5 protein-coding genes are annotated in these 6,650 nt (G+C 46.8%); 3 read left to right on the top strand and 2 right to left on the bottom strand.

The features are described from left to right. The 3 genes from cmk to C7B77_RS20880 all read left to right on the top strand — a co-directional run. A partial coding sequence (gene cmk, locus C7B77_RS20890; protein WP_106309340.1) for a (d)CMP kinase occupies positions 1-521 on the top strand: 521 nt, incomplete at its 5' end. A 158-nt stretch (positions 522-679) separates the two neighbouring features. After that, positions 680-2,248, top strand: coding sequence for an NAD(P)H-hydrate dehydratase (locus tag C7B77_RS20885; protein ID WP_106309346.1), 1,569 nt, complete (start codon positions 680-682; stop codon positions 2,246-2,248). Further along, complete coding sequence (locus C7B77_RS20880) at positions 2,235-2,837, top strand: GNAT family N-acetyltransferase (protein ID WP_106309337.1); 603 nt, start codon at positions 2,235-2,237, stop codon at positions 2,835-2,837. Before C7B77_RS20885 ends, C7B77_RS20880 begins: the two co-directional genes overlap by 14 nt. 10 nt (positions 2,838-2,847) lie before the next feature. On the opposite strand, the gene ligA is transcribed toward C7B77_RS20880, so the two are convergent. Both ligA and ffh read right to left on the bottom strand, forming a co-directional pair. Continuing rightward, a complete protein-coding gene (ligA, locus tag C7B77_RS20875) occupies positions 2,848-4,917 on the bottom strand; it encodes an NAD-dependent DNA ligase LigA (RefSeq protein ID WP_425430841.1) in 2,070 nt (689 codons plus the stop codon). 194 nt (positions 4,918-5,111) lie between these two features. Beyond that, on the bottom strand, positions 5,112-6,512 hold the full coding sequence (ffh, locus tag C7B77_RS20870; protein ID WP_106309334.1) for a signal recognition particle protein: 1,401 nt from the start codon (positions 6,510-6,512) through the stop codon (positions 5,112-5,114). Positions 6,513-6,650 lie beyond the last annotated feature (138 nt).

Below are 6,650 nucleotides of genomic sequence, written 5' to 3'. Positions count from 1 at the left end.
ATTTAGCCCTCGATGACGAGCTAAATATTGCCCGATTGGTAAATGAAGCCAAGATCGTCTTAACTGACGATCGAGTAGTAGTCAATAGCACTGATGTCACAGAGGTGATTCGGACGCCAGCAGTGACGGGTAAAGTCTCGGCAATTGCCGCTCTAGGCGTAGTTAGAGCCGCATTAGTCACCCAGCAACAAGCCATCGGAGCCAATGGCGGTATCGTCGCTGAAGGACGAGATATGTGTACTCATGTCTTTCCAAATGCCAAAGTCAAGATTTTTCTAACTGCATCGGTACCCGAACGCGCCAGACGTCGCCAACAGGATCTACTCGATCGCGGTCAAGGCGAAGTGAGTTTGGTAGAATTGGAGCACTCGATCGCCGAACGCGATCGCATCGACAGTACCCGCGAAATTGCCCCCTTAAAAAAAGCAGCAGATGCCATCGAAATAGTTACTGACAATCTCAGCATCGACGAAGTAGTCGATCGAATTGTAAGCATGTATCGTGAAGCAACTAGCACCTAGATTTAGTGGCTTAGAAGAGGGATTAGGCTCTAGGCTTTAGGCTTTAGGCTTTAGGCTTTAGGGTAAAGGAAATGCAGCATCCACCCATCCACCACATCGATCGCGTTACGCTAGTCAACAAAACCACTAATTTTTAAAAACCAAATTGGATGGCGATGATGCCAGAAATAATACGCGATCGCGATCGATTATTAGATCGATTCCTGGTTTCTACCGAACAGATGCAGCAAATCGAAAGCAAGATATTTGCAGCCGGAATGCCTGTCGCGGCACTGATGGAAAAAGTCGGCGGCTTAATTGCGCGGCGATTTCAAATTCTTTACCCGCGCACCACTCATCGACGAGTCGGTATTTTGGTAGGGATGGGTCATAATGGTGGCGACGCGCTTGTCGTTGCTCGCGAGTTATATTTTCAGGGCTATGAGATTGCCATCTATGTGCCGTCGGAGCAGTTAAGCGAATTAACTAACCAACACTATTGTTATCTTTCGAGTTTGGGTGTCAAAATTGTCGATAATGTCAAAGATTTGACCGATCGAGATGTCATTATCGATGGCTTATTTGGTTTCGGTTTGAATCGTGAAATTAGCGGTAGTTTATTTGAGGCGATCGAGTTAATTAATAAATCGCAGCTACCGATCGTCAGTATCGATTTACCTTCGGGAATTCATGCCGATACTGGTTGTGTTTTGGGAATTGCGATTGAGGCGACGGTAACGCTATGTTTGGGAATCTGGAAAGTAGCTTTTATTTGCGAACAGGCGATCGAATATTTAGGTAAAGCTGAATTAATCGATTTCGATATCCCAATCGCCGATATCCAGCAGATCTTAGGCAAGCAGCCGATGATAACGCGGATGACTACCGATCGGGCGATCTCTAATTTACCATTGCCACGATCGTCAATTACCCACAAATATCATCAAGGACATTTATTATTAATCGTTGGTTCCGCACAATATAGTGGCGCGGCAATTTTGGCGAGCTTAGGAGCTAGAGCAACTGGCGTCGGAATGCTATCGATCGCCGTCCCAGAATCGCTCAAGCCAGTGTTATTAAACTATTTACCAGAAGCTCTAATTATTAGCTGTCCAGAAACAGAAGCTGGGACGATTAAATCACTGCCAGAATTAGATCTGAGTAAATATCAAGCGATCGCCTGCGGTTGTGGTTTAACCGAGCGACCATCGAAAGTAGTCAAACAAATTTTAGCGGCAAATTGCCCGATCGTGCTAGATGCCGATGCTCTGAATATTATTGCCAAACTCGGCACGGAAGTATCTTTAGCTAGCCGGACTCAGCCGACAATTTTAACACCACATATTGGTGAATTTAAACGGCTATTTACCAAGATTCCCACCACTAATAAACTCGGTGCTGCTAGTGCAGCCGCGCAAGCTAGTGGCGCAGTTATTTTAGTCAAAGGAGCGCGAACTGTTATCGCTCATGATGGTAAATCGATCGTCATTCCCGATAGTACCCCAGCTCTGGCTAGAGGTGGCAGTGGTGATGTTTTGACAGGACTAATTGGCGGTTTAATTGCAACAGATCGACGGCAAGATCTCGATATTGCTGAAGTTGTGGCAACTGCTGCTTGGTGGCACTCTCAAGCGGCAATTTTAGCCGCTACAGAACGATCTCAATTAGGAGTCGATCCGCTGACTTTGACTCACTATTTAAATATAGTAATTGCCAAAGCTTCAAACAATTTAGATGGCGATCTCTAATATTAATGTTGCGATCCAGTTTTCGCCGTCGATCTTAAAATTATCTGAGTTTCTCCTGATGCTAATCGAAATTATTCCAGAGTATGAGATTTCAGATGACACCCATAAACTTATAAATCAGTTATTAGTAGAATCATTTCCAGATTATCCACTCGATCGCAGCTATTATAAGCTTCTTCCACAGTTTCGCTATCTAGTATGGGCTGATAACAACTTAGTTGCACAAGTGGGCATCGAGCATCGAGTTATTACTAATAATGGCCATCCAGTGCGGATTTTTGGCGTTATCGATCTGTGTGTAGCCTTATCCTATCGATCTCAAAAAATAGCAACGAAATTATTACAGCAGATTGCAGAATTGGGCAACATGGGCAAGATTGACTTTCTGGTCTTATTTGCCGATGATTCCCGTTTGTATGTTGAAAATGGCTATCATAAAGTTACAAATATTTGTCGTTGGATGAAGGTAGATGAGCATCAAATTATTGGCATTGGCGAGGAATCGATGGCAGATTGTATGATGGTCAAGAAACTTGGCGAGAAAAAATGGCAGGATGGAATTGTCGATCTACTAGGCTATCTATTCTAAAGCTTTCCTTCTAGATTGTTCCCTCTGCGGTTAACTCTAATAGTTCGGCTTCGCCAATTATTTTAACGCCAAGTTTCTCTGCCTTGGCTAACTTCGATCCAGCCTTTTCACCTGTAACTAAATAGTCAGTTTTCGCACTCACTGAATCTGAAACTTTCCCGCCATGGCTCTCAATTAAATCTTTAGCTTCATCGCGTTTGAGCGTCGGCAAAGTACCAGTAATGACGAAAGTTTTATCGACCAAGATCGAACTAACAGCAGAACTACTACTAGCTTCTGAAGATCGATCGAATTGTAAACCTGCGGCTTTTAGTCGATCGATTAAGGCGATATTTTCTGTTTGCTGGAGCCAATTATAGACAGATTGTGCCGTCTCCAATCCGACGTCTCGAATATCTTGCAAATCGACGATCGAGGCTTGGCATAATAGATCGATCGAGGGGAATCTTTCGGCTATAATATTCGCACCATTATTCCCAATCTGCCGAATCCCCAATCCATATAATACTCGCGACCACGGTCGAGATTTGGAACTCGCGATCCCTTCGACAATTTTAGTTGCTGACTTTTTACCCATCCGCTCTAAAGTCATTAATTTTTCTATCGTCAGTTCGTATAAATCGGCGACTGAATTTACCAATTTACTATCGACTAATTGCTCGATTAACTTTTCGCCCATCCCGTTGATATCGAGTGCATCTCGACTCACCCAATGTACCAACGCACCCTTAAGAATTGCCGCACAGCTAGGATTATTGCAGCGCAATACTGCTTCGCTCGCCGACTTAGTAACGATCGAATCGCACACGGGACAGTTAGTCGGCATTTTAAAAGCGGAAGTCCCAGCCGGACGCAAATCTGTCAATACGCGCACGACTTTGGGGATAATTTCGCCAGCTTTGCAGACGATAACTGTATCGCCGATTCTAATGTCTAATTGCTCGATCAGATCGCCATTATGGAGTGTCGCGCGCTGAACTGTGGTTCCTCCCAATTGCACTGGTTCGAGGTGTGCCAAGGGCGTAATTGCCCCCGTTCTGCCGACATTTACACTAATGTCTAAGACTCTGGTCGGTGCTTCTTCGGCGGGATACTTGAGAGCTACCGCCCAGCGCGGGAACTTGTTGGTAAAGCCTAATTCTTGTTGCAGCGCAAACGAGTTAATTTTGACAACTACGCCATCGGTCATATATGGCAAGTTTAAGCGTTCTGTATTCCAGCGATCGTAATATTCACTCACCTTGTCAGCATCGGCGCATAATTGGCGATGGGGATTGACCTTAAATCCCATCCGTTCCAGCAGTTCTAGGGATTCTAGATGGCTGTGGAGTTCGGTTTGGGGCGTAGTCGTCGGAATCTGGAGCGTATAGGCAAAGAAATCTAATTGCCGTTGGGCGACCATTTTGGGGTCTAGTTGGCGTAATGTGCCTGCTGCGGCGTTACGCGGATTGGCGAGTAATTGTTCGCCTGCTGCTTGGCGTTCCTGGTTGAGCCTGTCGAATACCGCAATCGGTAAATAAGCCTCACCTCGCACTTCGACAACTGGCGGAGGATTTTCTAACTTTAACTTGAGCGGAATCGATCGAATAGTTTTGATATTCTGGGTAATATCTTCGCCCGTATCGCCATCGCCACGCGTCGCACCCCGTACTAATAATCCATTTTCATACGTCAGCGCGATCGCCGAACCATCGATCTTCAATTCGCAGACATATTCCGCACTCTCCTTACTCCCCATATTCCGCTGCCAACCCGCTTCCCACTTGGCAAACTCCGCCATGTCAAAAGCATTTTCCAGACTGTAGAGCGAAATATTATGTTTGACCGAAACAAACCCCGCAGCCGGACGTTCGCCAACTCGCTGCGTAGGACTATCTGTCGTCACAAGCTCTGGATATTGACTCTCTAAATCTTGCAGCTCCCGATACAGCCTGTCGTACACCGCATCTTCCATCACGGGATTGTCGAGGACATAATAGGCATATCCAGCCGACTGAAGCTGTTCTCGAAGTTGCTCGGTACGGGTATGAATTTCTGGTGTCACGATCGATCGCTGTTCAATGGTAATACTATAGTACAAGAATCCTACCGATTCGACAAGACTCCATTTCTAGGATCGATCTGCAACTATGGAATAAACTGGCGATCGCAATAGCAATAGGATCGATCTAGCCAAAAGCTGTCGCAATCTTCTTGGGTAGGGACAATTCATGAATTGCCTCTACCCAAGAAGATTGCGACAAGCGCATATTTGTTATTACTAAATCCTCGTTCCTAGAGAGTCCCAAATCCCTTTTTCTTCTTCTTAACCTTCGCCGCAGGCGCGCCAGGTTGACCACCACGCGCGCCGGGTTGACCGCCACCCATCCCTGGAAAATTCCCCATACTCATCTGCTGCATCATACTCCGCATCCGCGTGAATTCCGAGATTAGCTTACTCACATCGCTTTCGCTATAGCCGCAACCTTTGGCAATTCGACGGCGACGGCTGGGAGTACTCGCGAGTAAATCGGGATTGCCGCGTTCTTCCTTGGTCATCGACTGAATCATCGCTTCAGCTTTCTTGAGCTGGTCTTCACCTTGCTTCAATTGACCGTCAGAGAGCTTACCCATCCCCGGAATCATCTTGAGCAAACCGCCGAGGGAACCCATATTTTTTAATAACCGCATCTGTTTGATGAAGTCATTGAAATCAAATCTGGCTTCGATGATTTTCTCGGTTAATTTCGCAGCATCGGCGATGTCGAAATCTTCCTGGGCTTTTTCGACCAATGTCAAGACGTCGCCCATCCCCAGAATCCGCGATGCCATCCGCTCTGGATAGAATGGCTGGAGGGCTTCGACTTTTTCACCTACACCGACAAATTTGATCGGTTGACCGGAAATCGCTCGGACGGATAGAGCCGCACCACCGCGCGTATCGCCATCTAATTTGGTCAAAATCGCGCCTGTAATGCCGATGCGATCGTGGAATGTCATCGTGACATTTGCGGCTTCTTGACCGATGGCTGAGTCTACTACTAGTAAAATTTCATCCGGTTGAATTGCGGCTTTGACATCGGCTAATTCCGTCATCATCCGATCGTCGATCTGCAAGCGTCCGGCAGTATCGACAATTACCGTATCTACGCCCAGTTCCCGCGCCTTGGCGATGCCTTGACGGGCAATTTCGACCGGATTGGCATCCGTGCCCATATCGAACACTGGGACGTCAATTTGCTTGCCTAGCGTGATGAGCTGATCGATCGCGGCTGGACGATAAACGTCGGTTGCAACCATCAGCGCGGTGCGATTTTCTTTGCGTAAATGTAAGGCAAGTTTGGCTGTTGCCGTGGTTTTACCCGCACCTTGCAAACCCGCCATCAGAATCACTGTGGGCTTGGTACTGGCATTCGCCAGGGGACTATTGGTTTCCCCCATCGTCTTGACGAGTTCGTCGTAGACAATTTTAATAAACTGCTGGTCGGGGCGAACTCCCGAAACTACGTTCGCACCTTGGGCTTTGGTTTCGACTTCTTTAACGAAATTGGTGACCACTTGGACGTTTACATCAGCCGAAAGCAAGGCGCGGCGGACTTCCTTGAGCGCATCTTGAATATTGGAGGACTTGATCTTGTCCTTACCGCGCAACTTTACCCAGGCTGATTCTAAACTTTCGGCTAATTGGTCAAACATAATCAGAAATTAACAGTTATCGAGGAGCGACACTTTGGCTCTAACTCTAGTGTAATGGATGATAATCAACCTTCAACCGATCCGGCGAATGTAGGCCGATTCCCCAAAGGGGACGCTCCGCGAACGTGGGGCGGGAGT

This window comes from Chamaesiphon polymorphus CCALA 037 (assembly GCF_003003845.1).
Classification (GTDB): domain Bacteria; phylum Cyanobacteriota; class Cyanobacteriia; order Cyanobacteriales; family Chamaesiphonaceae; genus Chamaesiphon; species Chamaesiphon polymorphus.
The sequence above is the reverse complement of the archived record's forward strand: the minus strand, read 5'-3'. Positions and strand labels throughout refer to the sequence as shown.

Excerpts from the sequence above, each read along its gene's own strand:
- C7B77_RS20880 (WP_106309337.1), top strand. The coding sequence starts at position 2,235 with ATGGCGATCTCTAATATTAATGTTGCGATCCAGTTTTCGCCGTCGATC.
- ffh (WP_106309334.1), bottom strand. The coding sequence starts at position 6,512 with ATGTTTGACCAATTAGCCGAAAGTTTAGAATCAGCCTGGGTAAAGTTG.
- C7B77_RS20885 (WP_106309346.1), top strand. The coding sequence starts at position 680 with ATGCCAGAAATAATACGCGATCGCGATCGATTATTAGATCGATTCCTG.